Below are 25,751 nucleotides of genomic sequence, written 5' to 3'. Positions count from 1 at the left end.
GCGCGCAAATGACCAATAGTTTCGAGATACGAAGCGGCGGAATTTTGCGCGCCGCATCCCCCGGCAAGCTCACCGGCTATGCGGCGGTTTTTGGCTCACTCAGTCAAGACCTAGGCGGCTTTGTCGAGCGCATCCTACCGGGTGCGTTCTCCAAGTCGCTTGCAGGCACCGATCCGATTGTCGGCTTGTTCGAGCATGACCGGCACAAGGTACTTGGCAACACCCGCAGCGGCACCTTGAAGCTGACCGAAGATGACCACGGCCTAGCCTTCGAGCTGACGCTGCCCGATGTGACCTATGCGCGTGATGTGGGCGTGCTGGTGGAACGTGGAGACATTGCGGGTTGCTCGTTTGGTTTCAATGTTCCGGCTGGCGGCGACCATTGGGAAATGCGCGACGGCACGTTACAGCGTGACCTTATCACCGTTGACCTGCGCGAAGTCACCATCACCTCAAATCCTGCCTATCTGGATACCGAAGTCGCCAAGCGCAGCATGGAGGCATGGAAGCGTGACGACTACCTGAACAATTTCACGCTCTGGACTCTGACCGTATGAACTTCATCACCCGAACCCTAAGCCGCTTCGGTTTCGAGAAACGCGCAACCGATCCTTCATGGAATGCCGTGGCGCTCATGGCCGGCAGCACATCACCAGGCCAAGCCGAAAGCCTTTCGACCGTCTATGCGTGCGTCAGTGCGATCAGCGAAACGATTGCATCACTGCCCCTCATCCTGTACCGCAGAACTGAGGACGAAGGCCGCGAGCGCGCAAGCGATCACCCGCTCTACAAGGTTCTTCACGATGCACCGAACGACTTGCAAACCGCCTTGGAGTTTCGAGAGCAGATGCAAGCCGCCGTTCTGCTGCGCGGGAATGCCTACGCCGAAATCAAGCGCGGTTATGACGGCCAGGTTAGAAGCCTGACCCCGATTCACAATGACCGCGTGACCGTCATCCAATTGGAAAACGGCAGGCTGGCTTATGAAGTCACTGACGGCAAGGGAACTATCCGGCGACTGCTGCAAGAGGAAATGTTCCACCTGCGGCACCGCTCCGAAAATGGATTGGTGGGCGTGGCACCGATCACGGCCAGCCGCGAAACGGTACAGCTCGCACTCTCCGAGCGTGACCACGGCAATTCGACCTTTACCAATGGCGCACGGCTGGCCGGCATCCTGAAGTTCCCGCAAAAGCTCAAGGCCGATCAGCGCACGAACATAGCGAACAGTTGGAGCAGTCAGTACGGCGGCGGCACGAATGCCGGCAAGACAGCCATCCTCGAAGAAGGCGTCGAGTATCAGACCGTATCCATGAGCATGGAGGATGCGCAATGGCTGGAAGCACGTCAATTCTCTGTCGAAGAGATAGCGCGACTGTTCCGCGTACCACCGACCATCATCGGGGATCTCAGGCACGGCAACTACAGCAACAGCGTGGAAATGAACCGCGTGTTCGTAGTCCACACCCTGCGGCGTCACATGGCGATGTGGGAGCAAGCCATATCGAGAGCACTGCTGACCGATGCCGGGCGGCGTATCTACTTCGCAGAGCATAACGTCGAAGGACTGCTGCGTGGCGATAGCGGCAACCGTGCTGAGTTCTACAGCAAGGGCATTGCCGATGGCTGGCTCCTGCCCGACGAAGTGCGCAAGTTCGAGAACCTACCGAGGATGACCAATGACCAACGCCAAGCGCAAGCTGCAAATGCTCAAGCCCCGGCTACAGGTGCTTGATCCGATGAAGGCACGCGGCATCAAGACGCTGAAGCAGAAGCAAGAGGCGAACGGGCGAACGCTGGCACTCGATAGCGCGGCTTGGCGCAAGCTGCGCGCCTCCGTGCTTGCTGATGAACCGCTGTGCCGTCATTGCCAAGCCTTAGGACGTGTTACGCCTGCCACTGACGTGGATCACATCGACAACGACCCGAGCAACAACAGGCGGGATAACTTGCAGGCGCTATGCCATGAGTGCCACTCACGCAAGACCAATGCCGACATGGGACGACGCGTGAGTTATGGATGCGATGCGGACGGCATTCCACTTAATCCGAACCATCCTTGGCGCATTGACTACGAGCGCGAAAAATCACCAGATCGGCAGGCCAACAGACCGACTGGTACCTCGTCATTTAACGCTAACCGAGAAAACGAGCCATGAAAGTGACTCCCAAGCGCAAACGATCCGATAGCGCCGCTGCAGCCATAGCAGCCGCGAAAGCAGCCGCTATGGGGCCATTGGAGCCGCCGGCGCATATCACCCTACGTCAGATCGATAGACCGTTCTGGAACGCGATTATGCAAGCCCGTGCGCGTGATACCTGGACGGATGTAGACCTTGCGACCGCCGCGAATCTGGCGAGGACTCAGGCCGATATTGAACAGCTACATGCTGACCTTGCCGCCGCTGGTTATCTGCTGGGCGACAAGCCGCACCCTCTGGCCGCAATCGTCGAGACATTGAGCCGCCGTGCCGTGGCATTGAAGCGCGTTCTTCATGTCCATGCGGAGGCAACTGTCGGCAAGTCGGAGGATGCGGCCAAGGTGCTGGAACTGGAACGCCAAGCACGCGAGCAAGACGACGATGACCTGATTCCTACTCTGCGCGTGGTGCAATGATGACGCGCGCAGAACGTGTGATTGCCTTCATTGAAAAGCACTGTCTGACACCGGACGGCGCGCATGTGGGCAAGCCCATGATTCTGGCCGAGTTTCAAAAGCGGTTTATCCGCGAGGTGTACGACAATCCGCACGGCACCCGCCGCGCCTACCTGTCCATTGCGAGGAAGAACGGCAAATCCGGCCTGATTGCCGGCCTGCTGCTGGCGCATCTTGTCGGGCCTGAAGCCAAGCAGAATAGCCAGCTAGTCAGCGGAGCCATGAGCCGCGATCAAGCCGCGCTTGTGTTCAACCTGGCGGCCAAGATGGTGCAGCTATCGCCGCGGCTGTCGCAGATCGTGCGGATTGTCCCGAGCGGAAAGCGCCTGCTAGGACTGCCCCTAAATACCGAATACAAGGCGCTGGCCGCTGACGGCAAGACGGCACACGGCCTTTCCCCTGTTCTGGCGATCCTGGACGAAATCGGGCAGGTACGAGGCCCACAATCGGACTTTGTGGACGCAATCACCACCAGCCAAGGTGCACATGCTGAACCGCTGCTGATTGCGATCAGCACGCAAGCCGCAAGTGATGCCGACCTGTTGAGCGTATGGCTTGACGATGCCAAGGCCAGCAACGACCCGCGCATGGTCTGCCACTTGTACGCAGCCCCTGATAGTTGCGATTTGATGGACGCGCAAGCGTGGAAAGCGGCCAATCCTGCCTTGGGCCTGTTCCGCAGTGAAGATGACCTGCGCGAGCAGATGACGCAAGCGCAACGCATGCCGAGCATGGAGAACAGCGCACGCAATCTACTGCTGAATCAGCGCGTATCGACTGAAAGCCCGTTTGTCTCGCCAGATGTGTGGAAATCGTGCGGGGGAGAAATCGCGCTACAAACGCGATTTGACGAGGCTACCCCAATTTGGGGCGGCCTTGACCTATCGGCGCGCACCGACCTAACCGCGCTTGTGATCGTCGGCAAGGTGGGCGGCGTGTGGCAGGTAGTGCCGCACTTCTGGACACCGGCACAAGGAATTCATGAGCGCGCCAAGCGCGACCGCTCCCCTTATGACCTATGGGAGCAGCGCGGCTATCTGCGCACCACCCCAGGCGCAACGGTGGACTATGAGTATGTGGCGCACGACATGGCCGAGATTCTGGACGGTCTGAACGTCCAAGCCATCGCCTATGACCGCTGGCGCATCGATCTGCTGCGCAAGGAACTGGACAAGATCGGCGCAGAGCTGCCCCTCGTGGAATGGGGCCAAGGTTACAAGGACATGGCACCGGCGCTGGATGCGCTGGAAGCCGAATTGCTGAATGGCCGGATTGCGCACGGAATGCACCCGGTATTGGCGATGTGCGCGGCCAATGCGGTAGTAACGAAAGACCCGACCGGAGCGCGCAAGCTGGACAAGAGCCGCGCAACGGGGCGTATAGACGGAATGCAAGCCCTTGCGATGGCGATGGGCGTGGCAGCACGAGCAGCAGAGGAAGGCGCAAGCGTCTATGACAGCGGGGAAATTATGTTTGTGTGATTTTAAGACCGGAGAGCACCCGGCCCGAAAGGGATAGTGCTCGCGGGATTTGTCGGCCAGTGCCCGCATGATGAAAAACCCCGACAACCGGCGGCAGGCTTCTTTCTGTTGCTCCTTGCTTGCGCGGCCGGTACTTTATCGCCCCCCGTTTCGGGGTTCTCGGATGACACGGAGAATTGAATGATTACCTTGGATGAAGCAAAGACACATATTCGTGTCACCGGCACTGATGACGATACGGAAATCACCGCGATGATTGCGACCGCTCAGGCGCACATCGAAAACTATCTCGGTGTGACCTATGCCGATGGCGAAGCCCCTGCCCCGGTCAAATCGGCGGCGCTACTGATGGTGGGCGACCTGTACGAGAACCGCGAGGCGCAGACCGACCGGCCATTGACTGACAATAAAGCGTTCATTCGCCTGCTGAACCCTTACAGGACGATGGAAGTATGAGAGCCGGGAAATTGAGGCATAAGGTGTCAATCGAGCGCGCAACGATCACCCAGGACGATTACGGCGGCATTGTTCGGACTTGGGGCACCGTGGCGACTGTTCCGGCAAGCGTGGAACCGATCAACGGGCGGGAATACTTCACGGCCTATACGACACTATCCGAAGTGACCACGAGGATCAGAATACGTTACCTGGACGGTTTGACTGTTACCGACCGGATTACGCATCGCGGCACGGTCTACAACATCGTGAGCGTGATTAATTCCGATATGCGGAATGAGGAATTGGTGCTGATGTGCAAATCGACTGGCTAAACCGCTTGTCCAAGCGAAATTTGAATTGAGGGATGATTTGTGGGTAGAAAAGAAAAAGCGGCCCGAAAGCCGCTTGTTTCCTTGCTCCCTGGCGGAGACTGTGAGATTCGAACTCACGGACGGTTGCCCGTCGGCAGTTTTCAAGACTGCTGGTTTAAACCACTCACCCAAGTCTCCATAAACTTTTTCCATGCCTGGTTGCGGAGATGATCCGCCCGTTGCGGAGGCTCCTCCCTTGGAACCCGCATGGAATCAAGGGCTCCAGGAATGGCAGTGGCTTTCAAGACCAGTGCCTTAAACCACTCGGCCATACCTCCGGTCATGGGAATTATCACACAAGTGGCGGCGGTACGACCTTCGAATGCGGGCGCATTCGCCCTCTGCCAATTTTTATGCAGTGCGCATTATACCTAAGTCGCGCGCGATTTCCCTGTCGCCGATAGCAATTAATTCAGAAACAACTGTTGCAGGTCGTTCAGGAAGCGCTGTCCGAGTTCGGTCGGCTTGATGAGCTTGTGGTCGCGGTACAGCAGCCCCTTGGCTTCAGCCGCGTTGAGTGCTTTTTCAATTGCATTGATCGTCAATCCGGTGCGCTCCGCAAACAGATGGGTTTCAAACCCGTTATTCAGCCGCAGGGCATTGAGCATGAACTCAAAGCCGAGATCGTTCCTGCCGACTTCGAATTCTTCCTGCACCGGCCGGCCGGCTTGCACTTGTTCCATGTAGGATTTCGGCTGCTTGTAACGCATCTGCCGCACGATCCGATGCGGAAATGAAATCTTGGAATGCGCCCCTGCGCCGATGCCGAGATAGTCGCCAAACTGCCAGTAGTTCAGATTGTGGCGTGCCTGCCGGTTGGGCTGCGCGTAAGCTGAAACCTCGTAGTGCTGATAACCGGCGTCGCCGGTCAGCTCCTGAATCATGTCCTGCATTTCGGCGCTGGCATCGTCGTCCGGCACCACCGGCGGATACTTCGCGAAGTAGGTATTCGGCTCGAGCGTCAAGTGGTACAGCGACAAGTGCGGCGGGGCGAAACCGATCGCCGTCGACACATCCCTGCGCGCCTCCTCCAGCGTCTGCGAAGGCAGCGCATACATCAGGTCGAGATTGAAGTTGTCGAAATTCGCCTGCGCGATGTCGATCGCCTTGCGGGCTTCCTTGTCATCGTGAATGCGGCCAAGCGCCTGCAGATGCCGTGCATTGAAACTCTGGATGCCGATCGACAGACGATTGATACCGCTGTCGTGGTAGGACTTGAACTTGTCCGCCTCGAAGGTGCCCGGATTAGCCTCCATCGTGATTTCCACTGCGCCGTCGAGCGGCAGCAACGTGCGGATGTCGGCGAGCAGCTTGTCGAGGCCGGCTGCGGACATCAGGCTGGGCGTGCCGCCGCCGATGAAGATGGTGTAGATCTTGCGGCCCCAGATGAGCGGCAATGCCTGTTCAAGGTCGGCGCGCAGCGCGGCAAGGTAGTCGTCCTCGGGAAAACCGCCTTTCGCTTCATGCGAATTGAAATCACAGTACGGGCACTTCCGCACGCACCAGGGAAAATGCACATACAGCGACAGTGGCGGTAGCGCTGTCAAATGCAGCGCGCCGGGTTTCAGGAATGCGCTTGCGGTTTCAATCGGCGTACTCGCCGTCATGCCACCCGACGAAACGGGCTTGATGGGAATCATCGTAATTTCTCAACCAATGCACGCAAAGCCTGCCCTCGATGCGACAAGCGATTTTTTTCCTCGGCGGACAATTCGGCCGCGGTCTTGCCGAGTGCAGGCAGCAAGAAATGCGGGTCATAACCGAAGCCGCCTTGCCCGCGCGGCGTGCCAATAATCTCGCCGTTCCAACGCCCTTCGGCGATCACGGGTTGCGGATCGTCGGCATGGCGCACGAAGACCAGCACACAGTAATAATAGGCCGACTTGTCGGCATGCGCGGCCAGGTCCTCAACCAGCTTCTGGTTGTTGCGCGCGTCGGATTTCGGCTCGCCGGCGTAGCGGGCGGAGTACACGCCTGGCGCTCCGCCCAGCGCAAGAGCGCAGACACCCGAGTCATCCGCCAAAGACGGCAGGCCAGTGATGCGCGCGGCGTGACGTGCCTTGGCAAGTGCATTTTCGACAAAAGTCGGATGCGGCTCTTCCGCCTCCGGCACGTTGAATTCACCTTGGGCATGCACTTCAAAGCCGATCGGCGCGAGCATTTCGCCAAATTCCTTCAACTTGCCGGCATTATTCGATGCGAGAACGAGACGTTGCGTCATGAGAACCATTAAAAGAAAACACGCGACCGTCAATCACCGGGCCGCGTGGCTTGAACGTGAAGGCAATGATCAGGCAGGCAACCCGAGGCTTGTCTTCTGTAGTGAAATCAGATCAAGGATACCTTGCTGCGCGAGATCGAGCAGTCTGTTCATCGTTGCACGGTCGAAGGCCGCGCCTTCCGCCGTGCCTTGCACTTCGACAAAATGGCCGGCATCGGTCATCACGACATTCATGTCGGTATCGCAGTCGGAATCTTCAAGGTAATCGAGATCGAGTACCGGCATGCCGCGATAGACGCCGACCGAAATGGCCGCAACGAAATGCTTCAACGGAATCGCGGTAATCAGATTCTTCTGCGCGAGTTTGCTGAATGCATCGTACGCAGCCACCATGGCGCCGGTAATCGCTGCCGTACGCGTGCCGCCATCGGCCTGGATCACGTCGCAGTCCAGATGCAGGGTGCGCTCGCCGAATGCTTCCAGGTCGAACGCGGCGCGCAGCGAGCGGCCGATCAGGCGTTGAATTTCCTGCGTGCGGCCGGACTGCTTGCCTTTCGCGGCTTCGCGGTCCATGCGCGAATGCGTCGAGCGCGGCAGCATGCCGTATTCCGCCGTCAGCCAGCCCTGCCCTTTTCCTTTCAGGAAGGGCGGGACTTTTTCTTCGATGCTTGCCGTGCAGATCACCTTGGTGTCGCCAAACTCGACCAGGACGGAACCTTCGGCGTGCTTGGTGTAATGACGGGTCAGGCGGACAGGACGCAATGCATCGGCGGGACGTCCGCTCGGACGATTTTCAAACAACATGGGTATGCCTTAATTTTTGGAAGTTACGCGGGAAGTCTTTTCGATGGCGCCACGGATCTCTTCGATCGCTTTTTCGATTTCCATGTCGTTGAAGACATCGGCGCCCTCCAGGTCGGCATGGCGCGGCGCCTGGATGGTTGTGGTGACGCTGCCGATCGGCAGGGTATGCGTGATGATGGTGTTCGGTGATTCCTGCAGCGTGGTCGCGCCTTCCCACATCATTGCCAGCGCGGTGACATTGTCGCTGCTCTTGCCGGCGATGCCGGTAGCGGTTGCCAGCAACTCCGGCACCGCGCGCACGACGGTATTGGTGGCCAGGTTTTCTGCAAGCACGTGGTCCGGCAGCACCGACCACAAACCATCCGAACACAAGAGGATGACATCCCCCGGCTGCAGGCTCGCGCGGCGCGACAGTTCGACGATGGGCATGTTGGGCGCGCCGAGGCAGTTGAACAGCTTGTTGCGTTCCGGATGCGTGTCGCGTTCGGAGGGATCGACCTTGCCTTGTGCGATCAGGGTTTCGATGCGTGAATGATCGCGGGTCCGCGCAAGAATCTGTCCGCGTCGCATCCAGTACAGCCGCGAATCGCCGCAATGTGCCCAGAACGCATTGTTGTGCTGGATAAGGCAGGCAACAATCGTGGTGCGCGGCGTTTCCGGCAAGTTGTTGATCGCGCGATAGCGATGAATTTCGCGATGCGCTGCGAAGAAACTGTCTTCGAGAAACTTCTCCGGTTTTTTCACATACGGATTGGCATTCTGCTGGAACAACGACCCGATGGTCTGCAAGGCGATGGTTGCGGCCATTTCACCCTGGATATGCCCGCCCATGCCGTCGGCCAGCACCAGCAGCAGCGCATCGCGGGTAAAACAGTAGCCCATGCGGTCCTGGTTGTTCTTGCGGCCGCCGATGTGGCTTTCTTGGTAGACAGAAAATCGCATGCGCTTGTCGACTTAGCGTGTGTTGTTTTGGATCGTGGTGTTACCGGCATGAGGATGCTTGCCGAGACCGCTGAACAGGCCGCGCAGCTTGCTGCTCATTTTCTCCATCAGGTCCGCTTCCTTTTTCTCCGGCACCGGCTCACGCAAGGCCTTTTGCAAGGCGAACACGCTTTGCGGCCGCTCCAGCGGCTCGATGCGCAACGCCCAGCGAATGACCTGGATCAGTTCACGCGAGTACATGCCTTCGAGCTTGCGGAAGTGATCTTCCATCTTGTCGTTGGTCTTGCGCTGGTCGGCCGGTTGCGGCGGCGCGCCGACCATGCAGGCGAACATCGACGCGCCAATGCTGTAGATGTCGGTCCACGGGCCGAGACTGCCGTTCTTTGCATACAGTTCAGGCGGCGCAAAGCCGGGCGTGTACATCGGGTACAGCTTCGGCATGTCGGTTTTCAGGGTCTGTCGCGCAGCACCGAAATCGAGCAGGATGGGCGTGCCGTCCATGCGCAGATAGATGTTTGCCGGCTTGAGATCCAGATGCAGCAGCTTGTTTGCGTGCACTTCGCGCAGGCCGTTCATCACCTGATTGAACATTTTGCGGATGAATCGTTCCGACACCAAAGGTCGCTCGCCCTTGTCGCGCCGGCGCAGAATATGATCCTGCAAGGAACGTCCCGATTCATAGGCCATCACCATGTACACGGTGTCGTTGGCGCGGAAGAAATTGATGACGCTGACCACATTGGGGTGGGAAATGCGCGCCAGTGCCCTGCCTTCCTCGAAGAAGCATTTCAGGCCGATACGGAAAACCGGCAGGTTTTCCGCGGAAATCGCAGGGACGAGCTCGCCTGGCTGTCGCAATACCAACGAACTGGGCAAATATTCCTTGATTGCGACGGCGTTGCCATCTTCGTCGTAAGCCAGATAGACAATACTGAACCCGCCGGACGCAATCTTCTTTACAATGCGGTATCCAGCAATTTCGAGTCCGTCCGGCAATGGTGCATTGTTTTGCGCAGCCATCTTGTCCTTACCATATGTACATGCGAATGCCATAAGCATTCTTTCCGGATTGATTGTCTTGAGAAATCAGTGATTTGTAAAGCAAAAGGACTGCACTTTGACTATTAGCAGCATGACCGGATACGCAGTAGCCACACGCGAAACTGCCGCCGGAACCCTCACCGTGGAGCTGAAAAGCGTCAATTCCCGCTTTCTGGATTTGCAATTTCGTATCAACGACGAGCTGCGCGCCGTAGAACCGGCATTGCGCGAGGCCATCATGGGCCGCATCAACCGCGGCAAAGTTGAATGCCGCCTCAGCTTTGGTCGTAAATCGGGCACCGGAAGCGCGCTCAACCTCAATGCGACACTGCTGACAACATTGTCGCAAATGCAACACCAAGTACGCCAAGTCTTTGCGAACGCGCCGGTCATGTCGGTCAATGAGTTGTTGCGCTGGCCCGGCGTGATCGAAGAGCCTGAAATCACCCAGGAAACCCTGCAGGCCGATATCCAGTCCGTCCTGGCGGAAGCACTTGACGCCTTTGTCGATACCCGTGCCCGCGAAGGCGCTGCCCTGCAAGCAATGCTGCTCACCCGCATTGATGACATGGAAGCCATCGTGCAGCGCATCACGCCGCTCATTCCCCAGGCGATCGCGCAATTCCAGCAGAAAGCGACCGAACGCATGAAGGAAGCGCTCGGCCTTGCCACGCAGAACGGCGCCATGCCATCGCAAAGCGTGTCCTCGGAAGACGCGTTGGAACGTATTCGTCAGGAAGTGACCCTGTATGGCATTCGCATTGACGTGGCGGAGGAATTGTCGCGCCTGTCCGCGCATCTGACCGAAACCCGCCAGATCCTCAAGAAAGGTGGACAGGTCGGCAAGCGTCTCGATTTCATGATGCAGGAGCTCAATCGCGAAGCCAATACGGTTGGATCCAAGGCTGCAATCAAGGATCTGTCCGACGCCTCGATGGCAATGAAGCTGCTGATTGAGCAGATGCGAGAACAAGTTCAGAATCTGGAGTAAGCCTTGACCGAGAATCTCATGTCCGAATCGCACCCCTCGTCCGGAAGCCTGTTCATGGTGGTCGCGCCCTCCGGCGCGGGCAAATCAACCCTGGTCAACGCGCTGCTGGCGCAGGAACCGACGATCAAGCTCTCGATTTCCTTTACGACACGCGCGCCGCGCCCGGCTGAGCAGCATGGCCGCGAATACTACTTCACGTCGGTCGAGGATTTTCTGAAACGGCGCGAAGCCGGGGAATTTTTGGAATCCGCTGAAGTCCACGGTAACTATTACGGAACATCGCGGCTGCTGATCGAAGCAGAAATGAAAGCCGGGACCGACGTTCTGCTGGAAATCGACTGGCAAGGCGCGCAGCAGGTAAAAAAACAGTTTCCGCACGCGGTCGGCATCTTCATCCTGCCACCGTCGATCGCCGCACTGGAAGAACGTTTGAAGAAGCGCGGACAGGACGAGCCGCATGTGATTACACGCCGGATTCTGGCCGCCGGAGGCGAAATCGCGCACGCGCCGGAGTTCGAATATGTTATTATTAATCAAGAGTTTGCGACCGCTTTGTCCGAATTGACCGCAATCGTCAAAGCGACCCGTTGCCGGTTCCCGCAGCAGGCTGCACGCAACGCTTCCCTGTTCACCCAGCTTGGCATTCATGCCAGTTTGAGCTGATACCGCATTTTTAGGAGTATTCATGGCCCGCATCACTATCGAAGATTGCCTCAAACAAATTCCGAATCGCTTTCAACTGACTCTCGCTGCGACTTATCGCGCCCGTCAGCTGCTGCAAGGCCACACGCCAAAGGTCGACGCAAAGGACAAACCTACGGTCATCGCCTTGCGTGAAATCGCAGCAGGCAAAGTCGGGATCGAAATGCTGAAGAAAGTCCCGAGTTAAGTCACACCAAACGCCATGCGGCTGATATGCTTGAAGTATGAACCTGACACCTGCAGATTCAACACTATCAGCTGCTCCAAATAGCCGGGCGACACCCGATCGCCCGGTCACCAAGAACGCCGACCCCGCCTTGAAGTCCGATCCCACCGCGGGACAGAACGCTAGCGTCGCTTCCGTTACCCATCTCAACAACAAGCTGGCCGAGTATCTAACGCCTTCGGAAATGAAGAAGGTAAAGGAAGCGTATCGCTTTTCGGATGAACGCCACCTGGGTCAGATTCGCAAGTCGGGCGAGCCCTACATCTCCCATCCGATCGCCGTCGCGGAAATCTGTGCCGACTGGAAGCTCGACGCGCAGGCCATCATGGCCGCACTCTTGCACGACGTCATGGAAGACACGGACGTCAAGAAGGATGAATTGATCGAGCGCTTCGGCGCGCCGGTGGCCACACTCGTCGACGGTCTTTCCAAGCTGGACAAGATCGAATTCCAGAGCCAGATCGAAGCACAGGCGGAAAACTTCCGCAAAATGCTGCTGGCCATGGCGCGCGACGTGCGTGTCATCCTCGTCAAGCTGGCCGACCGCCTGCACAACATGCGCACGCTCGGGTTCATGATCCCGGAGAAAAAGCGACGCATCGCACGCGAGACGATGGAAGTCTATGTGCCGATTGCGCATCGTCTCGGCCTGAACAATATTTATCGCGAACTGCAAGACCTGGCATTCGCGCATCTGTATCCATTGCGCTACAAAACGCTGTCGAAAGCGGTCAAGGCCGCGCGCGGCAACCGGCGCGAAGTGGTGAGCAAGATCATGGAGTCGGTCAAGAACACGCTGGCGGCGACCGGTATCCAGGCACAAGTGTACGGACGGGAAAAGACGCTGTACGGCATCTACCGCAAGATGCGCAACAAGCACTTGTCGTTCTCGCAAGTGCTCGACGTCTACGGCTTCCGCATCGTGGTCGACAGCTTTGCCAATTGTTATGTCGCACTGGGAACCTTGCACGCGCTGTACAAGCCGATGCCTGGCAAGTTCAAGGATTACATCGCCATACCTAAACTCAATGGCTATCAGTCGCTGCACACGACGCTGATCGGCCCTTACGGCACGCCGGTCGAATTCCAGATCCGCACCCAGGAAATGCACCGCGTCGCGGAAGCCGGTGTCGCCGCGCACTGGCTGTACAAGGACGAAGAAGCCAGCCTGACCGATCTGCAGCAACGCACGCACGCATGGCTGCAATCGCTGCTCGATATCCAGAAGCAGACGGGCGATTCCGCCGAATTCCTTGAGCACGTGAAAGTCGACCTGTTCCCGGATTCGGTCTACGTGTTCACGCCGAAGTCGACAATCATTGCCTTGCCGCGCGGCGCGACCGTGCTGGACTTCGCCTACACCATCCACACCGATATCGGCGACCAGGCGATTGCCGCGCGCATCAATCACGAACAGGCGGCGCTGCGCACCGAGTTGCGCAACGGCGACATCGTGGAAATCATCACGGCGCCCGCTTCGCGTCCCAGCCCCAACTGGCTTACGTTCGTTCGCACCGGCAAGGCGCGTTCAGCAATCCGGCACCATCTGCGCACGATTAACCTGGCCGAATCGACCGAACTCGGCAAGCGCCTCTTGGCGCAGGCGCTCACGACGCTGCAGATCGATCCGGTACTGCCGGACACGATGCTGGAAAAACTGCTGAACGAGTCGAGCGCGAAATCGCTCGATGAACTCTATGCCGACATCGGCGTCGGCAAGCGCATGGCGACCCTGGTTGCGCGCCATATTCGCGGGCTGATGGAGAGCGATCCCAATTCGCCGCAACCGCCTGCGATCGAAAAATCCTCGGGCAAACTCGATCCGGTTGCCATCAATGGCAACGAAGGCGTTTCCGTGCAATTGGCCGCCTGCTGCCAGCCGATTCCCGGCGACAGCATCATAGGCCAGCTCAAGCGCGACCAGGGCATCGTCGTGCATGCGACCGACTGCGACGTCGCCAAGCGCCAGCATGCGAAGGAGCCTGACCGCTGGATCGAGCTGGTATGGGATACGGAACTGACGCGCCGCTTCGACTGCCGCATCAAGGTGCTGGTCGATAACGAAAAAGGTGTACTGGCGCGCGTTGCGGCGGAAATCGGCGAATCGGATGCGAACATCACCTACGTCGGCATGGACGACGACCGGGACCAGATGATGAAACAGCTGCGCTTCACCGTCCAGGTGGAGGACCGCGTCCATCTCGCGCGCCTGATGCGCAACGTCCGCAGAATCCGCGGCGTCGCCCGCATTCTCCGCGAACGAACCTAGAGCTCTGTTAAAACCGATCTATGCCGCATGGATGCTCTTGTGCATCCGACGCAAGCCCAGCCACACGCCCGCTGCAATCAGCGGCAGCAGCAGCCCGGTCGATACGTCCGGATTGACCGGCCAACCCACCGCCTTCGCGGCCTTGCCGATATAGCTGAACAAACCCGCCGTATAGTACGAGATCGCCACTACCGACAAACCTTCCACGGCCTGCTGCAGCCGCAACTGCTGCGCGGCGCGCGCATTCATCGATTGCAGTATCTGCCGGTTCTGCTTTTCCTGCACGATGCCCACGCGCGTGCGCAACAAATCGTTGGTATGCGCGATCCGCTCGGCCAGCGCTTCCTGGCGGCGAGCCGTCGCATCACAAGTGCTCATTGCCGGCGTCAATCGCCGATCCATGAACTCGCCCACAGTCGGAAATCCTTCGATGCGCGTTTCGCGCAACTCTTCGATGCGCGCATGAACAAGACGGAAATACGCCTGCGAGGCAGAGAAGCGATAGCTGTTGTTCAGCGAGAGCTTTTCGATTCGCGCCGCCAGTCCGGTGATGTTGCCGAGCAGCGCCTGCTCATCGTCGGTATCCGAAAGTTGCGGAACATTGGACGTATCAACCATGGCTTCCGTCAGTGTCGCCAGCTCGCCTTCAATCGCGTTCAGCACAGGTGTCGCGCGCTGCGCATGCGGCAGGCCGAGCAATGCCATCATCCGGTAGGTTTCGATCTCCAGCAAACGCTGCACCAGGCGCCCGGCCTGTTGTTCATGCAAGCCGACGTCGCGCACCACGAAGCGGCTGAAGCCGTCCGACTGGATCAGGAAATCGGTCCAGATCTCGCCGCCTTGCAGGACCTGGCTGCCGACCAGATTGTTGCCCTCGAAGACGCGGCGCAGGCCGCTTGCGAAGGCTTCGGCCGAACCTCGGGTTTTGTCCAGCACGACATGCGCGGCCACCATGATCTTGCCTTGCAGGCCCAGCAGCCATTCCTGCGGAATTTGGAACAGCGGCACGCGTTCAAAAGCTTCCGCAAGCGACGGACTTTCATCATGGCGCTCGGCGAAGGTATAAGTCGCGAATTCGGTGTGGCACTCCCACTTGAGACGGAATCGACCGAAGTCGTGAAAGAAGTACTTGGCATCGGCGCCGGGCGCCGTGACACCGAAATGCTTGCATAAGGCGGACAGCAAGACGTGCTGACGCGCGGCGTTGGAGACATTCGGATTGGCGTCATCGCGCGCGTAGACCGCCATATGCGTCAGGCTCTCCGGTGCGTCGAGACTCAGAAAGGGGCGGGAATGCACTTCCGCGGCAAGCGGAACGCGCAGAGCATGGTTCAGGCTGGAATAGATCATGGTCATGAAATCGTTCGTGTTCTTTAAGCTACGCTGGCTCGCCACATTGTGTGCCGCGAAAATGACGACACCTTGACGAGCAGTGACAACAGTGCAATTTGTTCGCGCCCTGTCATGGCACGAATCAAGTCAACCACCGATCGCTTATGGCGCCGGATAGCTGACTTCGAGGATGGTGAGTTCATCGATACCGGCAGGCGTTTTCAGCACCACCGAGTCGCCCTCTCTGGCCTTGGTCAAGGCGCGCGCCACGGGGGAAATCCAGCTGATCTTGCCATTGAGGGGGTCGAGTTCGTCGATGCCGACAATGGTGACGGTAAATTCGTCGCCTGCCTGATTCTCATAGGTTACGGTCGCGCCGAAAAAGATCTGATCGCTGCCGTGATGCACGGTCGGATCCACCACCTCGGCATTGTCCAGGCGCTTGGTCAGAAAGCGGATGCGGCGGTCGATTTCGCGCAGGCGGCGCTTGCCGTAAATGTAGTCGCCGTTCTCCGAGCGATCGCCATTGGATGCGGCCCACGACACGATGCCGACCACCTCGGGCCGGTCGACGTCGATCAGATGCAACAACTCGTCCTTCAGGCGTTTGTGCCCTGCCGGCGTGATGTAGTTTTTCGTGCCGGCCGGTATGGCGGGCAAGGCGGCGTCGACGTCATCATCGTCGTCCGATTCTTTGACAAATGCTTTGCTCATAATTGGCTATTGTAGCCCTGTGCGGCGCATTCGAGACAGACGGTCACGGCAATCAGTTTGCGCTATGCGAAATCGCATTGCTCCATTCAAAGGCGGCAAGCTGCAGTTCGTACAAGTCTTCGCTCGACAGTTGCAGTTTTTGCAGCAGCGCGTGAGCCTGTTCGCCGGACTCCTCGATGTGCTCGATGCATTCCACCAGAATGAGCATGTCGCCGAAAACCCCGCTACGCCACAAGAGCGCATCCTTGACTTGGTCGGCCACATGCAAGCGCGCCAGTGCTTTTTCCATGGGCAGTCCGAACAAGGCATCCATCAGCGACATGATGCCGACCGTAAATGCGGTATCGGCCATCGCCTGATCCCCCGGCCGGATCTTCTCCGCCATCAGTTCAAGCAGCTTCCCGCGTGTCGTTGCCAGGACAAACAGCGGCGACACCACGCCTCGCGGCTTGCCGAATTCGGCATAGAGCAGGATTTGCAGCCAGCGCTGCAGCTGAGCCCGCCCCAGGACGGTCAGTGCCTGTCCCAGCGAATCGATACGCTGCCCTTCCGCCGCGTTAGCGAGTCGCAAGAGCATCAGGCCAAGTGAAGCATCCCGCTTGATGTTGCGTTCAAGCTCGGCGTTATCCGCGTTGGAAATGATTTGCGCCATCAATCGCATGATAGTCATCTGTGACGGTGACAGCTTTTTGCCCGTCAGCACCAGCGGCTTTGCGAAGTAATACCCCTGGAAATAGTCGAAACCAAGATCGAGGCAGATCTGGAACTGCGCAAGATTCTCCACTTTTTCTGCCAACAACTTCTTTTCTGCCTGCTTGAATCTGGCGCTCAGTCGGGACAAGTCCCCTTGCTCTACCCCTTTGATATCCACCTTGATCACTTCGACCAACGGCAAGAGCTTCTGCACGCCATCCGAATCGGCGACCACATCGTCCAGCGCAAATATGTATCCCTCGCGAACGAGTTCCTGCACACGCCCGACCAGCCGGTCCGTGACCTTCACGGTCTCGAGGATCTCGAGCACAACGCGCTCGCGTGGAAGAAACTGGATGAAGTCGCTCATCAGGACCACGGCGTCCACGTTGATGAAAGCGCGGGAAACGCCGATGACGTTCTCCATGCCGAGCTCCGAAGCATGGGCGATAACCGTGGCTGTCGCTGCAACATCGTCGGTGACGTTGGCGGGTCCTGCTGCGGCACTGCGAAACAGGAGTTCGTACGCAATGAGTTCTTGATCGCGATCGAGGATGGGTTGTCGCGCGAGGAAAAACTCCCGTCCAGGATGCGCGCGAGTGAAAATCTCCGGTGAAATATTGGCTACGAAATCGTCCATTGGCACGGTACTTTTTCCTTGAACGCCGCTCCGGCGGGGCCGCATGCTCAAACGAGGTCGGCACAGCACGGACGAACTTGAATTGATTTTCTCCCTCTATGATCGAAAATCGTTTCAATGATTCAAATGGTTACAGGTCTTGCCTTGTGCAGGATCGATTTTTCCAGAAAATAAGCACGTGATCAGCCGCGGCGCACGCCGCTCTGGGTGCTGAGCCCGGTGCCGGTTTCCAATGTAAACCCGGCGCCCGGGTCTTGTTCCAGCGCCTTCACCAGATACGGCATCAGTTCGCGCAGCATCGGCTCCAGCGTCCACGGCGGGTTGATGATGAACATGCCGCTGCTGTGCAAGCCGAAGCCATCGGGTGACGGCGTGCACACGGACAAGGTGACGTTCAACCATTCCTTGACGGGTAAACGCTTGAGCTTGTCCGGCAACTGACGCGACTCCATACGGTTGAGCACCGGGTACCAGACCGCATAGGTGCCTGTCGGGAAGCGGTCCAATGCATCCACCAGCGTGTCTTTCACACGCCGGTAGTCATCCTTCACTTCATAGGGCGGATCGATCAGGACAAGTCCGCGACGCGACGGCGGCGGCAGCAAGGACTTCAGGCCGGTGAAGCCGTCCGTCTTCTGAATCATTGTCCGCTTGCCGCGCGCGTTCAGGCGCTGGCCTTGCGCAGCGGCATGGGCCTCGGTTTTGCGGAAGTTTTCTTCCAGAATTTTGCTCTCGCTCGGATGCAATTCGAACAGGCGAATCCTGTCCTGCTCGCGCGCGATCTTGTCTGCACAGTAAGGAGACCCCGGGTAATAGCGCATCTTGCCGCTCGGGTTCATTTCCTTGATCAGGCCGACGTAATCGGCCAGGACCGGCGGCAAATCGGTGCGATCCCACAAGCGGCTGATACCGGATTCGTATTCGGTGTTCTTGGCTGCATATCCGGTGTCGAGCGCATAGACGCCGGCGCCCGCATGCGTATCGATGTACATGTACGGCGCGTCCTTCTGTCCGAGGTAGCGCAGCAGCTGGATAAGCACGACGTGTTTCAGCACGTCGGCATGATTGCCTGCATGGAAGGCGTGGCGGTAACTCAACATGGGGATGCCCGGCAGTGATGATTGGTGAGGGCGCCCATTTTAACAGCCGGCACCACTATTCCCCCGCCTGCTTGTCATGTCGACCGCATTTGATGCAGACTGGCGAGCGCTTCAACTTCGGTTCTCCCGTTTCGTCATTTCTCGCTCTTTACGAGTTCGCGCACCGATCGCCCAGCAAGCGAGAGTGAGCATGAAAAAGGCAAGAACGCCTTGCGCCAATTGAATTGCGCTATCAAAGAGCATCGGGGCAACCACGCCAGACACGAGAGAGAAAATCAGCATCTGCACGAAGCTCATCAGGGATGCCGCCAGTCCGCGCGTCCTCGGAAAGAGGTCAAGCGTCATGAGGCTCATCACTGGCATCGTCAGACCCAATCCAAATGTGTAGAGCATGAGGGGCAGGACGGCCCAAGGCACCTTGGCAACGAAAAGCGCGTTGTAGGCCAAGTTGCCGGCAGCAGCAACTCCCATGCAGGCAAATCCGGTCCGCAGCAAGGCGCTTGGCCGCATGCGATGCGCCAGCTTGCCGCTGAGCGCGGAACCGATCACCATCCCGCCAATCATCGGCAAAAACAGCCAGGCAAAAGCAGTCTCGGGCAGATGCAAAATCCCGATTACGAAACTCGGTGCAGAGGCGATGTAGAGTCCCATTCCGCCAAAGGCGAGTCCGACGGCCAGTGTTCTGGCCACGAATTGCGGATGCCGCAACGCGTTCCAATAATTTGCCGCCAGCGTGACCGGATGAAATCGAATACGGGATTGCGGCGGCAAGCTCTCCGGCAAGAAGCGAAAACATGCCAGGAGCAATGCCAGCCCGAACACGGTCATGAAAACGAAGACCGAGCGCCAGCCGAAAGCGACATGCAAATATCCCCCCAGCACGGGCGCAATGGCCGGCGCCAGTCCGAATACCATCGTGACGTGCGACATCAGGCGTTGTGCTGCCGCGCCTGTGAAATGGTCGCGGATGATCGCCTGGCCGACCACACGCCCTCCGCCGGCCGACAATCCTTGCAGCACGCGAAAGGTCAACAGCCATCCGAAACTGGGAGCGAGTGCGGCACCAATGGAGGCTGCAGTAAAGAGCAGCAAGGACGCCAGGACGACCGGACGGCGCCCGAAGGAATCGGACAGCGTTCCATAAAACAGGCTCATGACGGAAAAGGCGAGCAGGTACGCGCTCAAGGTCTGCTGCACGACGGCGAGGCTGACCGAAAACTGTCCGGCAATCGCTGGAAAGGACGGCAGGAAGGTGTCGATTGCGAAAGCGCCGAGCATTGCAAGCCCGGCAAGCGTGGCGGTAAGTATCCAGGACGGCAAAACGTGGCTCCTCGGGCGGTTCGCTATTCGGGCTCGGATTCAAGATTGGCGCGCACCCGCTGAAGCAAGGACACAAGCTGCCCGCATTCCTCTGCGCTCAGCCCCTTCACTGCGACACCGGACAGACGAGATCCTTGTTTGTGCAGGCTCCTGTGAATGGCCCGACCATCCTGCGTCAGTTGCAGATGCGTGCTGCGGCGGTCGTCCTCATCGACGCGGGCCTCCAGCAATCCCTTGTCGCGCAGGCCGCGAATCAGGCGCGCAAGCTGCGCCTTGTCGCGTCCCGAGTGCGTGGCAAGGTCGCTCTGGGTTGCGCCGGGATGCCTTGCAAAGAAACCCAGCACCTTGTTTTCCATGTGCGTGATGTCGTGAGGCCCATCGCGCAAACCACGGTACTGACGGGAGCGATAGAGATGCATGATGGTGTGGATCGACTCGAACACCTCGTCTGAAAGCATGGCAGCCATTTGGTTAGCAATATCAATTTGTTTTCACACAATAGATGACATTATCAACCAATTTGAAAAAACAATGAACCCTTTTTCGCTCCCTGCGGCGCGTGCAAGGGTACCGTCATAAAATGAGGCACCGAAGAATGGAAGTTGTTCAGGTGAATACGTTCGGCGCCAACTTTGTTATCCCGTTCCTGATGGCGGATCGTCCCGACTTCGCAGTCGACCCGTCCCGCTGGTTCACTAACTCTCTTCGCCGCTCCTCTGCCTATGCAAACCTAAATGATAAAGACGGCCGGCAGCGCACCTCGGTTCAAATCATGCGCGATTTACGAGCCTGTCTCATTGGCCCCGGCAGCATGATTGCAAGAAAAACAGCTTCTTGCCGAGGCGTGGAAATTTCTTGACTTGGAAAAACTCAGGCGGCTCTGCAAGGCGTTAAACAGTAGTACTATTAAGCAATATAGCGTTGCATACATCAAAAGGATCGTGCCGGTGCACGAACTGGATGACGAGCGTGCATACGCGCGGATATACGTAGCAATGAGTCAAGAAAATTCTTCCATTCCGCTGTCCGGCACCGGTCAAACTGGCAAGGCCGCGAGCGCTCAGTCCTCGCATCCGCATATTCCCGAATTGAAGCGTCTCAAGCGGCGTCAGGCCATCTTTCTGTTCGCCCTTGCAGTCATTTTCCTGATCGTCTGGCAAGCGCCGCCCCAACATGCATTCGCCGGCGTATCTCACTATGCCTGGTTGCACACGACACTCGAGACATTCGCGATCGTGGTGTGCGGCATGGTGTTTGGCGTCGCATGGAATGCCTACAGCCGCGAGCGACCGGGCAACACGATTCTGCTTGCGACCGGTCTGCTCGCCACCGGCATTATTCATGCCTTCCATATGCTGTCCTTTGCCGGCATGCCCGAGTTCGTCACATCGGCTGATCCGGAAAAGGCGATCAACTTCTGGCTCGCGGCACGTTACCTGTTCGCGGCATTGCTCCTGTACGTGGCGTTCCGCCCATGGAAGCCGCTTTCCCGGCCATCCGTGCGTTATATGCAGCTGGGCAGTGGCCTGGCCGTCGCGCTGCTGGTCGGCTGGGTCGGCCTGTTTCATCGCGATCTGCTTCCGCGCACCTTTATCCCCGGACAAGGCCTGACAGAAATAAAAGTCGGTGCCGAATACATTCTTGTCGCCCTCTTCGCCATTGCCGCCATCGCCTTTTTCCGGATACCGCGACAGGACCCGGCATACAACATCCCCAGCCTTTTCTCCGCCGCTGCTGTCTCGATACTTGGCGAGTTGTGTTTTACCCTGTACGCCGACGTGACCGATGTATTCAATCTCCTCGGCCATGTCTATACCGTGGTGTCGTTCGGCTTCATCTACCACGCCGTATTCATCAGCAGCGTTCGCGAGCCGTTCGAGCGACTGGTGCGGGCGGAAGCGAAAACTCGCGCCGCTTCCGCCTATGTGCACGGCTTGATCGAAGCCAGCCTCGACCCGCTGGTTACTGTCGGCATGGGTGGCAAGGTGACCGGGGCCAATCACGCCATGGAGGAAGTGACCGGCATACCTCGCGCGAGATTGATCGGAAGCGATTTCAGCACTTACTTCGTCGAACCGGAAAAGGCGCGTGCGATATTCAAGGCCGTGCTCGAGCATGGCCTGGCGCGCGACTACGCGCTGGCAATCCGTCACACCGACGGAAGGGCAACGCATGTGCTCTGCAACGGCAGCGTGCACTTTGACGAAGCGGGCCGGATTGCCGGCATCTTCGTCGCTGCGCGTGACGTCACCGAAACCAAGAAGGCGGAACGCGCACTTGAGCAGGCGCACGCGCTGCTCTCAAACATCACGGCGACCAGCCCGATCGGCATCACGGTGTGGGATCTCGACGGGCACATGAAATTTGTCAACGCCGAAGCGCAGCAGATCCTGAAGTGCAGCAAGGAAGAATTGATGCGGCTGCCCTACAACCCCGCAAGCTGGCGAATCACGGACCTGCACGGCAAGGCTTTGTCCGATGACGATCTGCCCTTCCACCGGGTGCTGGCAAGCAAGCACCCGGTGTACGACTGCGAATTGGCGATCGAAGGACGCGACGGAAAGCGCATCCTGCTTTCCGTCAACGCATCCCCGCTACGCGATGCCAGCGGAAGGCTGGAAGGCGTGGTCGCGACGCTCGACGACATCACGCAACGCAAGGCGGCAGAGGAAAAACTGCTCACCAGCGAAGAGCGTCTGGCGCAAGCCATGAGCGCAGCGCATATGGGTGCCTGGACCTGGGACGTGACGCGCGACAAGGTCAAATATTCCGGCGATTTCATCGCACTGCTCGGATTGCCAAAGGAGCAATCGGAAGCGAATCGCGCAACATTCTTTCAGCTGGTTCACCCGCAGGACCAAACCATGCTCGCCGATAAAATCGACCGTGCACTTCACGGCGACGAAGATTATTCAGCCGAATTCCGGGTAATCTGGCCGGACAAGAGCATTCACTGGATCGGCGTCAACGGCAGCGTCAGCTTCGACAGCGACGGCAAGCCGTTGAAGATGTCGGGTGTCGGCCGCGACATTACGGGACTCAAGGAAGATCAGCTCGCATTGGAGCGCGCCGACCGGGCGCTGCGCACACTCTCCGCGGTGAACGACAAGCTGATCCATGCGCGGGACGAAACCTCGCTCCTGAATGCGGTCTGCCGCGTCATCGTCGAGATCGGCGGATATCCCATGGCATGGGTCGGAAAAGCCTTGCACGACGCATCAAAGACGGTACAGCCTGTTGCGCACTTCGGACGGGACGAGGGCTTTCTCGCGCTTTCCCGGATTTTCTGGTCGGACAGCGAGAACGGTCGCGGACCGACCGGCACCGCCATTCGAACCGGCGTCACCCAGGTGAACCACAATTTCGCAACCAACCCGCTCATGAAACCCTGGCGCGAGGAAGCATTGAAACGCGGGTACCAGTCGAGCATATCCTTCCCGCTCGGCGATTCCTTCTGCGTGCACGGCTCGCTCACGATTTACGCCTCCGAGCCGGATGCCTTCAGCCCGGACGAAGTCAGATTGCTGCAGGAAATGGCCGATGATCTCGCATTTGGCATCACCACTTTGCGCACGCGTGCGGATCGTGACCGCATGGCAAAAGTGCAGCAGGAATACGACGCCATCCTGCGCCAGAGCCTGATGGAATCGATTCAGGCCATCGCCACGACACTCGAATTGCGCGACCCCTACACCGCCGGCCATCAGCGCCGGGTGGCGCTGCTTGCAAGCGCCATCGGCCGCGAAATGGGTCTGCCCGAGTCGACAATCGAGGGCATGCACCTCGCGGCGTCGATCCATGATGTCGGCAAGATCCAGGTTCCGTCAGAAATCCTGAACAAGCCGGGAAAGATCAGCCCGATCGAGCTGGAGCTGATCAAGACGCACCCGCAGGCGGGACACGATATCGTCAAGGACGTCCGCTTTCCCTGGCCGATTGCGCGCATCATCCTCGAGCATCATGAACGCCTCGACGGCTCGGGTTATCCGAATCATCTGAAGGGTGACGAGATTCTGCTCGAATCGCGCATCGTGACGGTCGCCGATGTGGTGGAGGCGATGACCTCGCATCGTCCGTATCGCCCAGGGCTCGGGCTTGAGGCAGCGCTGGAACAGATCGAAACCAATCGAGGAAGCTGGTATGACCCGCAGGCGGTAGATGCCTGCATACGCTTGTTCCGTGAAAAGCGATATTCGTTCGACGGGATCGACAAGCACTGACCGGCCTGGCGTCTCAAGCAGCAAGCCGGGCAATCCCGCCATGCGCCTGGAACGGCAGGCGAATATCCCACCCCCAAAACAAAAGACCCCGCCTTTCGAAAAAGACGGGGTCTTTGTACAACCTGGCCACACCCGAGGCTTATTCCGGCCGCCGAAGCGGCCGCCCCTCAGGAAGATCAGGCAGATCAGTGGAACTGCTCTTCTTCGGTCGAACCGGTCAGTGCCTTCACGGAAGACGAACCGCCCTGGATCACGGTGGTCACTTCGTCGAAGTAGCCAGCGCCAACTTCCTGCTGGTGCGACACGAAGGTGTAACCCTTTTCGCGTGCTGCGAATTCCGGCTCCTGCACCATGTTGACGTAGTGCTTCATGCCTTCGCCGCGAGCGTATGCATGCGCGAACTGGAAGGTGTTGAACCAGTTGATATGGATGCCTGCCAGCGTGATGAACTGATACTTGTAGCCCAGTTCGGACAGCTTGTCCTGGAATTGAGCGATCGTCTTGTCGTCCAGGTTCTTCTTCCAGTTGAAGGACGGCGAGCAATTGTAGGACAGCAGCTTGCCCGGGCATGCAGCGTGCACGGCTTGCGCGAATTCGCGGGCAAAGCCCAGATCCGGCGTGCCGGTTTCGCACCATACCAGGTCAGCGTACGGAGCGTAGGCAACGCCGCGGCTGATGGCTTGCTCCAGACCGTTCTTGACGCGGTAGAAGCCTTCCTGGGTACGCTCGCCGGTCAGGAACGGCTTGTCGTTGGCGTCGTGGTCGGACGTGATCAGGTTTGCTGCTTCAGCATCGGTACGTGCCAGAACGATGGTCGGCACGCCCATGACGTCGGCTGCGAAACGTGCAGCAACCAGCTTCTCGATTGCTTCTTGCGTCGGAACCAGCACCTTGCCGCCCATGTGGCCGCACTTCTTCACTGCAGCCAGCTGGTCTTCGAAGTGCACGCCGGCTGCGCCAGCGGTGATCATGTTCTTCATCAGTTCGAAGGCGTTCAGCACGCCGCCGAAACCGGCTTCAGCGTCAGCCACGATCGGCAGGAAGTAGTCGATGAAGCCTTCATCGCCCGGGTTCACGCCACGCGACCATTGAATTTCGTCTGCGCGCTTGAAGGTGTTGTTGATGCGGCGAACCATGGTCGGCACGGAGTCGTAGGCGTACAGCGACTGGTCGGGATACATGGTTTCAGAGGTGTTGCCGTCGGCAGCGACTTGCCAGCCGGAGAGGTACACAGCTTCCAGGCCAGCCTTGGCCTGTTGCATCGCTTGACCGGCGCTGATCGCACCGAAGGCGTTCACATAGCCCTTCTTGGCGCCGCCGTTGATCTTTTCCCACAGCTTCTCTGCGCCGCGCTTGGCCAGCGTGTGCTCGATCGGCATGGATCCGCGCAGACGGACAACGTCTTCCGCGGTGTAGTTACGCTTGATGCCTTTCCAGCGCGGGTTTTCAGCCCAGTCCTTGAGCAATGCCTGAATTTGCTGTTCGCGAGATGCCATGGTTATTCTCCTTGGTAAAACCGGTGAAAAGAAAAAGAAAACTCGATGGGGGAATAATATGCGCTTTTTTGCGAGGCAACAAGGTCTTATATAA

The 25,751-nt window shown here is 58.5% G+C and carries 25 protein-coding genes and 1 tRNA gene; 13 read left to right on the top strand and 13 right to left on the bottom strand.

Features of this window, described 5'->3' with window-relative positions; genetic code table 11:
- Positions 1-8: 8 nt before the first annotated feature.
- The 7 genes from E6W33_RS06560 (at position 9) to E6W33_RS06530 (ending at position 4,907) form a co-directional block, all read left to right on the top strand.
- On the top strand, positions 9-557 hold the full coding sequence (locus tag E6W33_RS06560; protein ID WP_136415535.1) for an HK97 family phage prohead protease: 549 nt from the start codon (positions 9-11) through the stop codon (positions 555-557).
- Positions 554-1,735, top strand: coding sequence for a phage portal protein (locus tag E6W33_RS06555; protein WP_136415533.1), 1,182 nt, complete (start codon positions 554-556; stop codon positions 1,733-1,735). The genes E6W33_RS06560 and E6W33_RS06555 overlap by 4 nt, the downstream gene beginning before the upstream one ends.
- Entirely contained in the window at positions 1,680-2,159 is a 480-nt protein-coding gene (locus tag E6W33_RS06550) for an HNH endonuclease signature motif containing protein (protein ID WP_247869541.1), read from the top strand. Before E6W33_RS06555 ends, E6W33_RS06550 begins: the two co-directional genes overlap by 56 nt.
- Complete coding sequence (locus tag E6W33_RS06545; RefSeq protein WP_136415531.1) at positions 2,156-2,617, top strand: TerS protein; 462 nt, start codon at positions 2,156-2,158, stop codon at positions 2,615-2,617. The genes E6W33_RS06550 and E6W33_RS06545 overlap by 4 nt, the downstream gene beginning before the upstream one ends.
- Positions 2,617-4,137, top strand: a complete 1,521-nt coding sequence (locus E6W33_RS06540) for a terminase TerL endonuclease subunit (RefSeq protein ID WP_136415767.1) — start codon at positions 2,617-2,619, stop codon at positions 4,135-4,137. Before E6W33_RS06545 ends, E6W33_RS06540 begins: the two co-directional genes overlap by 1 nt.
- 180 nt (positions 4,138-4,317) lie before the next feature.
- Positions 4,318-4,593 (top strand): head-tail connector protein, encoded by a 276-nt coding sequence (locus E6W33_RS06535; RefSeq protein WP_136415529.1) that lies wholly within the window; start codon positions 4,318-4,320, stop codon positions 4,591-4,593.
- A 23-nt stretch (positions 4,594-4,616) separates the two neighbouring features.
- Positions 4,617-4,907 carry a phage head closure protein gene (locus tag E6W33_RS06530; RefSeq protein WP_247869540.1) on the top strand — a complete coding sequence of 97 codons (291 nt, stop codon included), beginning with the start codon at positions 4,617-4,619 and terminating at the stop codon, positions 4,905-4,907.
- Positions 4,908-4,996: 89 nt separating this feature from the next.
- On the opposite strand, the gene E6W33_RS06525 is transcribed toward E6W33_RS06530, so the two are convergent.
- The 6 genes from E6W33_RS06525 to E6W33_RS06500 form a co-directional block, all read right to left on the bottom strand.
- Positions 4,997-5,084: transfer RNA gene (locus E6W33_RS06525), tRNA-Ser, on the bottom strand.
- A 269-nt stretch (positions 5,085-5,353) separates the two neighbouring features.
- A complete protein-coding gene (hemW, locus tag E6W33_RS06520; RefSeq protein ID WP_136415525.1) occupies positions 5,354-6,586 on the bottom strand; it encodes a radical SAM family heme chaperone HemW in 1,233 nt (410 codons plus the stop codon).
- Entirely contained in the window at positions 6,583-7,167 is a 585-nt protein-coding gene (gene rdgB, locus E6W33_RS06515) for an RdgB/HAM1 family non-canonical purine NTP pyrophosphatase (protein ID WP_136415523.1), read from the bottom strand. The genes hemW and rdgB overlap by 4 nt, the downstream gene beginning before the upstream one ends.
- A 69-nt stretch (positions 7,168-7,236) precedes the next feature.
- Positions 7,237-7,971 carry a ribonuclease PH gene (gene rph, locus E6W33_RS06510; protein WP_136415521.1) on the bottom strand — a complete coding sequence of 245 codons (735 nt, stop codon included), beginning with the start codon at positions 7,969-7,971 and terminating at the stop codon, positions 7,237-7,239.
- A gap of 9 nt (positions 7,972-7,980) precedes the next feature.
- Entirely contained in the window at positions 7,981-8,913 is a 933-nt protein-coding gene (locus tag E6W33_RS06505) for a PP2C family serine/threonine-protein phosphatase (RefSeq protein WP_136415519.1), read from the bottom strand.
- 12 nt (positions 8,914-8,925) lie between these two features.
- Complete coding sequence (locus tag E6W33_RS06500; protein WP_136415517.1) at positions 8,926-9,933, bottom strand: serine/threonine-protein kinase; 1,008 nt, start codon at positions 9,931-9,933, stop codon at positions 8,926-8,928.
- Positions 9,934-10,030: 97 nt separating this feature from the next.
- Here E6W33_RS06500 and E6W33_RS06495 point away from each other — a divergent pair, with 97 nt between their 5' ends.
- Genes E6W33_RS06495 through E6W33_RS06480 form a run of 4 tightly spaced genes read left to right on the top strand, consistent with a single transcriptional unit; the run spans position 10,031 to position 14,142 of the window.
- Complete coding sequence (locus E6W33_RS06495; protein WP_247869539.1) at positions 10,031-10,945, top strand: YicC/YloC family endoribonuclease; 915 nt, start codon at positions 10,031-10,033, stop codon at positions 10,943-10,945.
- 18 nt (positions 10,946-10,963) lie between these two features.
- The gene (gmk, locus tag E6W33_RS06490; RefSeq protein WP_136415763.1) at positions 10,964-11,608 is read left to right on the top strand and encodes a guanylate kinase; all 645 of its coding nucleotides are present in this window, start codon (positions 10,964-10,966) and stop codon (positions 11,606-11,608) included.
- Between the two features lie 22 nt (positions 11,609-11,630).
- Complete coding sequence (rpoZ, locus tag E6W33_RS06485; RefSeq protein ID WP_136415515.1) at positions 11,631-11,834, top strand: DNA-directed RNA polymerase subunit omega; 204 nt, start codon at positions 11,631-11,633, stop codon at positions 11,832-11,834.
- A 37-nt stretch (positions 11,835-11,871) separates the two neighbouring features.
- Positions 11,872-14,142, top strand: a complete 2,271-nt coding sequence (locus E6W33_RS06480) for a bifunctional (p)ppGpp synthetase/guanosine-3',5'-bis(diphosphate) 3'-pyrophosphohydrolase (RefSeq protein ID WP_136415513.1) — start codon at positions 11,872-11,874, stop codon at positions 14,140-14,142.
- Positions 14,143-14,160: 18 nt separating this feature from the next.
- Here E6W33_RS06480 and E6W33_RS06475 read toward each other — a convergent pair whose 3' ends face one another.
- The 6 genes from E6W33_RS06475 to E6W33_RS06450 all read right to left on the bottom strand — a co-directional run bounded on the left by E6W33_RS06475 (position 14,161) and on the right by E6W33_RS06450 (position 20,408).
- Positions 14,161-15,498 carry a DUF3422 domain-containing protein gene (locus tag E6W33_RS06475; protein WP_136415511.1) on the bottom strand — a complete coding sequence of 446 codons (1,338 nt, stop codon included), beginning with the start codon at positions 15,496-15,498 and terminating at the stop codon, positions 14,161-14,163.
- 138 nt (positions 15,499-15,636) lie between these two features.
- A complete protein-coding gene (gene greB / locus E6W33_RS06470; protein WP_136415509.1) occupies positions 15,637-16,188 on the bottom strand; it encodes a transcription elongation factor GreB in 552 nt (183 codons plus the stop codon).
- 52 nt (positions 16,189-16,240) lie between these two features.
- Entirely contained in the window at positions 16,241-17,521 is a 1,281-nt protein-coding gene (locus E6W33_RS06465; protein ID WP_136415507.1) for an EAL domain-containing protein, read from the bottom strand.
- A 182-nt stretch (positions 17,522-17,703) separates the two neighbouring features.
- Positions 17,704-18,621 carry a 23S rRNA (adenine(2030)-N(6))-methyltransferase RlmJ gene (gene rlmJ / locus E6W33_RS06460; protein ID WP_136415505.1) on the bottom strand — a complete coding sequence of 306 codons (918 nt, stop codon included), beginning with the start codon at positions 18,619-18,621 and terminating at the stop codon, positions 17,704-17,706.
- A gap of 111 nt (positions 18,622-18,732) precedes the next feature.
- Entirely contained in the window at positions 18,733-19,941 is a 1,209-nt protein-coding gene (locus E6W33_RS06455; protein ID WP_282183681.1) for a multidrug effflux MFS transporter, read from the bottom strand.
- Between the two features lie 23 nt (positions 19,942-19,964).
- On the bottom strand, positions 19,965-20,408 hold the full coding sequence (locus E6W33_RS06450) for a MarR family transcriptional regulator (RefSeq protein ID WP_247869538.1): 444 nt from the start codon (positions 20,406-20,408) through the stop codon (positions 19,965-19,967).
- A 128-nt stretch (positions 20,409-20,536) separates the two neighbouring features.
- Here E6W33_RS06450 and E6W33_RS06445 point away from each other — a divergent pair, with 128 nt between their 5' ends.
- The gene (locus E6W33_RS06445) at positions 20,537-20,800 is read left to right on the top strand and encodes a hypothetical protein (RefSeq protein ID WP_136415503.1); all 264 of its coding nucleotides are present in this window, start codon (positions 20,537-20,539) and stop codon (positions 20,798-20,800) included.
- A gap of 136 nt (positions 20,801-20,936) precedes the next feature.
- Positions 20,937-24,161 (top strand): MASE3 domain-containing protein, encoded by a 3,225-nt coding sequence (locus E6W33_RS06440; RefSeq protein ID WP_136415501.1) that lies wholly within the window; start codon positions 20,937-20,939, stop codon positions 24,159-24,161.
- 185 nt (positions 24,162-24,346) lie between these two features.
- Here E6W33_RS06440 and aceA read toward each other — a convergent pair whose 3' ends face one another.
- Positions 24,347-25,657 (bottom strand): isocitrate lyase, encoded by a 1,311-nt coding sequence (gene aceA, locus E6W33_RS06435; protein ID WP_136415499.1) that lies wholly within the window; start codon positions 25,655-25,657, stop codon positions 24,347-24,349.
- Positions 25,658-25,751: the final 94 nt, after the last annotated feature.

Origin of the sequence: Herbaspirillum sp. ST 5-3 (assembly GCF_004804275.1) — a bacterium.
Lineage (GTDB): Bacteria > Pseudomonadota > Gammaproteobacteria > Burkholderiales > Burkholderiaceae_D > Noviherbaspirillum.
The sequence above is the reverse complement of the archived record's forward strand: the minus strand, read 5'-3'. Positions and strand labels throughout refer to the sequence as shown.

What these genes read in the sequence shown, in the direction of transcription:
- E6W33_RS06560 (WP_136415535.1), top strand. Translation starts at nt 9, where the DNA reads ATGACCAATAGTTTCGAGATACGAAGCGGCGGAATTTTGCGCGCCGCA.
- E6W33_RS06555 (WP_136415533.1), top strand. Translation starts at nt 554, where the DNA reads ATGAACTTCATCACCCGAACCCTAAGCCGCTTCGGTTTCGAGAAACGC.
- E6W33_RS06550 (WP_247869541.1), top strand. Translation starts at nt 1,680, where the DNA reads ATGACCAACGCCAAGCGCAAGCTGCAAATGCTCAAGCCCCGGCTACAG.
- E6W33_RS06545 (WP_136415531.1), top strand. Translation starts at nt 2,156, where the DNA reads ATGAAAGTGACTCCCAAGCGCAAACGATCCGATAGCGCCGCTGCAGCC.
- E6W33_RS06540 (WP_136415767.1), top strand. Translation starts at nt 2,617, where the DNA reads ATGACGCGCGCAGAACGTGTGATTGCCTTCATTGAAAAGCACTGTCTG.
- E6W33_RS06535 (WP_136415529.1), top strand. Translation starts at nt 4,318, where the DNA reads ATGATTACCTTGGATGAAGCAAAGACACATATTCGTGTCACCGGCACT.
- hemW (WP_136415525.1), bottom strand. Translation starts at nt 6,586, where the DNA reads ATGATTCCCATCAAGCCCGTTTCGTCGGGTGGCATGACGGCGAGTACG.
- rdgB (WP_136415523.1), bottom strand. Translation starts at nt 7,167, where the DNA reads ATGACGCAACGTCTCGTTCTCGCATCGAATAATGCCGGCAAGTTGAAG.
- rph (WP_136415521.1), bottom strand. Translation starts at nt 7,971, where the DNA reads ATGTTGTTTGAAAATCGTCCGAGCGGACGTCCCGCCGATGCATTGCGT.
- E6W33_RS06505 (WP_136415519.1), bottom strand. Translation starts at nt 8,913, where the DNA reads ATGCGATTTTCTGTCTACCAAGAAAGCCACATCGGCGGCCGCAAGAAC.
- E6W33_RS06500 (WP_136415517.1), bottom strand. Translation starts at nt 9,933, where the DNA reads ATGGCTGCGCAAAACAATGCACCATTGCCGGACGGACTCGAAATTGCT.
- gmk (WP_136415763.1), top strand. Translation starts at nt 10,964, where the DNA reads ATGTCCGAATCGCACCCCTCGTCCGGAAGCCTGTTCATGGTGGTCGCG.
- rpoZ (WP_136415515.1), top strand. Translation starts at nt 11,631, where the DNA reads ATGGCCCGCATCACTATCGAAGATTGCCTCAAACAAATTCCGAATCGC.
- E6W33_RS06480 (WP_136415513.1), top strand. Translation starts at nt 11,872, where the DNA reads ATGAACCTGACACCTGCAGATTCAACACTATCAGCTGCTCCAAATAGC.
- E6W33_RS06475 (WP_136415511.1), bottom strand. Translation starts at nt 15,498, where the DNA reads ATGACCATGATCTATTCCAGCCTGAACCATGCTCTGCGCGTTCCGCTT.
- greB (WP_136415509.1), bottom strand. Translation starts at nt 16,188, where the DNA reads ATGAGCAAAGCATTTGTCAAAGAATCGGACGACGATGATGACGTCGAC.
- E6W33_RS06465 (WP_136415507.1), bottom strand. Translation starts at nt 17,521, where the DNA reads ATGGACGATTTCGTAGCCAATATTTCACCGGAGATTTTCACTCGCGCG.
- rlmJ (WP_136415505.1), bottom strand. Translation starts at nt 18,621, where the DNA reads ATGTTGAGTTACCGCCACGCCTTCCATGCAGGCAATCATGCCGACGTG.
- E6W33_RS06450 (WP_247869538.1), bottom strand. Translation starts at nt 20,408, where the DNA reads ATGGCTGCCATGCTTTCAGACGAGGTGTTCGAGTCGATCCACACCATC.
- E6W33_RS06445 (WP_136415503.1), top strand. Translation starts at nt 20,537, where the DNA reads ATGGAAGTTGTTCAGGTGAATACGTTCGGCGCCAACTTTGTTATCCCG.
- E6W33_RS06440 (WP_136415501.1), top strand. Translation starts at nt 20,937, where the DNA reads ATGAGTCAAGAAAATTCTTCCATTCCGCTGTCCGGCACCGGTCAAACT.
- aceA (WP_136415499.1), bottom strand. Translation starts at nt 25,657, where the DNA reads ATGGCATCTCGCGAACAGCAAATTCAGGCATTGCTCAAGGACTGGGCT.